This window comes from Sporosarcina beigongshangi, assembly GCF_033485195.1.
GTDB lineage: Bacteria > Bacillota > Bacilli > Bacillales_A > Planococcaceae > Sporosarcina > Sporosarcina beigongshangi.
In genome coordinates, this window is sequence record NZ_JAWLIR010000076.1 from 1 (window position 1) to 2,802 (window position 2,802).

The window sequence follows — 2,802 nt, forward strand, 5'->3', positions numbered from 1 at the left end:
TGAATATTGCGGATGAATTGAGCCGCTTGTGCGGAGTTTTGAGCCACCGATTGCGGAGAATAGAGCCACCCTTTGCGGGACAGAGGGCCACTATATATAAAATAACCTCTTGTATACTAAAGTTGCATGCAAATTAGCATGACACTATTATACAGGAGGTTATTTTTATGGTTAGTTATCGGAGGATTTTGGAACTCCATTTCGAGGGGATTAGTCAAAGAACCATTGGTTCTAGCACTGGTCATTCAAGAAATACGGTCTCTGATGTCGTTCAACGTGCCAAGAAACTTGGTATTGAAGATTTGAACGATTCAATGACCAATCTATGGCTAGAAGAATTTCTTTTTCCAGAAAAACAAGCGGTTGAGAAAGGCTACTTCCCTGTGGATTGGGAAAAGGTGCATAAGGAACTGCAAAAAAAGAATGTTACTTTAACTTTATTGCATTACGAATATTCGGCAGAAGCACGTGAAGGTGGCAAGGTTCCTTATGCCTATCGAACATTTGCCGAAAAGTATGGGAAATATGCGAGGAAGTATAAATTGACAATGCCTATCCGAAGAAAACCCGGGGAAATTATGGAGGTGGATTGGGCTGGTTCTACACTAGGAGTGATAGACCGTTCAACAGGAGAGCTGATGCCGGCATACATTTTCATCGCAGCCTTACCTTACAGCCAATTCAGCTACGTGGAAGCATTCTTAGACATGACGTCGACTAGTTGGCTCATCGCCCATATTCATGCATTAGAGTATTTTGAAGGGGTCCCTGAAACCTTAGTTCCAGATAATCTAAAGACGGGGGTTACGAAAGCCCATCGAACCGATCCAATTCTCAATGAAGCCTATCGTGAACTAGCAGATTACTATCGTATTGTCATTGTGCCAAGCCGTGTTCGAAAGCCAAAAGACAAAGCAAGCGTTGAAGGGACCGTCGGATATATTTCACGACAGATTATCGCTTCACTAAGAAATTACCAGTGTTTTCATATCGAAGATTTGAATCAGCGAATCCTTGAAAAGTTAGAAGAAATCAATACTAACGATTTTCAAAAACGGCCTGGTTCACGTAGAAAGGTATTTGAGGTAGAAGAGAAATCCTACCTTCAGCCACTACCTCAAACACGTTACAAACTGTCAGAATGGAAAATAGCCAAGGTTCAACTGAACTACCACATCCAAGTTGAACGCATGTATTATTCCGTTCCCTATGATTACGTCCGTGAGTCTGTCGACGTTCGACTAACTACGGATTTAATTGAAGTTTACTTCAAAGAAGCCCGAATTGCATCCCACAAACGATTACAGGGAGAATTTAGTCAGTATTCTACAAATACAGATCATATGCCGGATAATCATCGAGCTTATCTTGAACATAATCCAGAAAAAAATCGAGAATGGGCAGAAACTATTGGGCCATTTATGGTGCAGTTCGTTTCTCGTATCTTGGAAATGAATGTGGAGAAAAAGGCATTAAACATCCTTGGAACAGTAAGAAACTTATCTACAAAATACTCAATCGAAGAGCTGGAAAAGGCAATTGAAACGTTACTCGACATCTCAACAAACCCTACGGTTTCTGTTTTAAAAGGCATATTGGAGAGAAGAAAGAAACGGGAAGCCACTCCTAGCAATTATCCTGCAAATGACGAAAACTATGGATTTGTCCGTGGTGCTAACTATTTTGGGAGGGATAAAAAATGATGAACGAGGAAACATTACGCAAATTAACAGAAATGAAAATGGGGGCAATGGCAGAATTATATCAGCAACAGGGGCAAAATAAAGAATACAACAATATGGATTTCGATGACCGCTTCAATCTTTTGGTAGATTACGAGTATGATCGTCGTAAATCTAATAAACTGGACCGACTAATTAAACAGGCAACGTTTAACAATCCAACGGCAGCTATTGAAGATATCGAATATCATCCTGATCGCAATCTAGATAAACCACTCATTCTAGAGTTAGCGTCAGGAAATTATATTCAAAATCACCATAACATCATTTTAATGGGCGCCTCCGGGAACGGGAAAACGTGGATATCGAATGCCTTTGGGGTTCATGCGTGCCGTCAATTTTACAAAGTGAAATATATCAGATTACCTGAGTTACTCGATGAATTAGCTTACGCAAAGTATGAAGCGGATGGTAGTTTTCGAAAACTCATTCAAAAATATAGAACGATTGATTTATTGATACTGGATGAGTGGTTATTAACTGAGCTTTCAGAGGAAAATGTCCTTCACGTACTGGAAATTGTTGAAGCAAGATTAAAAAGAGCATCTACCATTTTCTGTTCTCAATTTTCACCAGAAGGATGGCACTTGAAGTTAGGACAAGCGCAAGTAGCTGACGCCATTCTTGACCGTATCGTTCATGATTCTTACAAAATCCTAGTGGATGGGGAAGTTTCGATGAGAGAACGCCATGGATTGGGGGGAACTAAATGATTCCTGTAGAAGTTGAAAATCGTATAGCCAATTATTTTTTTCACGTGTATTTACCAGAAGAGGCGATGAGAAAGGTAGAAGCTAGACTATTACCTCCTTGTCTATCAATTGAGGATAAGGCAATCGATCCGGATGAACTCGTTCGTTGGGCCATTGATATCATTGACGAACAGTTAGAAAATAAGAGATTTAGATAAACTAAACAGCCGTTGGAAAGGTAAGATTCCAATGGCTGTTCAGTTTGATTATTGGCCAAGTGGCTCTCTTCTCCGCACTTACTGGCTCTCTCGTCCGCAAATGATGGCTCAAAACTCCGCACAGCTGGCTCATTCTGTCGGCAATACTCA

At 40.5% G+C, this 2,802-nt stretch carries 3 protein-coding genes; all 3 read left to right on the top strand.

Annotation, left to right across the window (positions count from 1 at the left end):
* Positions 1 to 167: 167 nt before the first annotated feature.
* From istA to R2B77_RS17765, 3 genes are read left to right on the top strand one after another with little or no spacing between them, the layout of a single operon-like run.
* Positions 168 to 1,703: an IS21 family transposase gene (gene istA, locus R2B77_RS17755; RefSeq protein WP_203249336.1), complete on the top strand. Its 1,536-nt coding sequence runs from the start codon at positions 168 to 170 to the stop codon at positions 1,701 to 1,703.
* Positions 1,700 to 2,455 carry an IS21-like element helper ATPase IstB gene (istB, locus tag R2B77_RS17760; protein WP_203249335.1) on the top strand — a complete coding sequence of 252 codons (756 nt, stop codon included), beginning with the start codon at positions 1,700 to 1,702 and terminating at the stop codon, positions 2,453 to 2,455. Before istA ends, istB begins: the two co-directional genes overlap by 4 nt.
* On the top strand, positions 2,452 to 2,652 hold the full coding sequence (locus R2B77_RS17765; RefSeq protein WP_203249334.1) for a hypothetical protein: 201 nt from the start codon (positions 2,452 to 2,454) through the stop codon (positions 2,650 to 2,652). The genes istB and R2B77_RS17765 overlap by 4 nt, the downstream gene beginning before the upstream one ends.
* Positions 2,653 to 2,802 lie beyond the last annotated feature (150 nt).

What these genes read in the sequence shown, in the direction of transcription:
- istB (WP_203249335.1), top strand. Translation starts at nt 1,700, where the DNA reads ATGATGAACGAGGAAACATTACGCAAATTAACAGAAATGAAAATGGGG.
- istA (WP_203249336.1), top strand. Translation starts at nt 168, where the DNA reads ATGGTTAGTTATCGGAGGATTTTGGAACTCCATTTCGAGGGGATTAGT.
- R2B77_RS17765 (WP_203249334.1), top strand. Translation starts at nt 2,452, where the DNA reads ATGATTCCTGTAGAAGTTGAAAATCGTATAGCCAATTATTTTTTTCAC.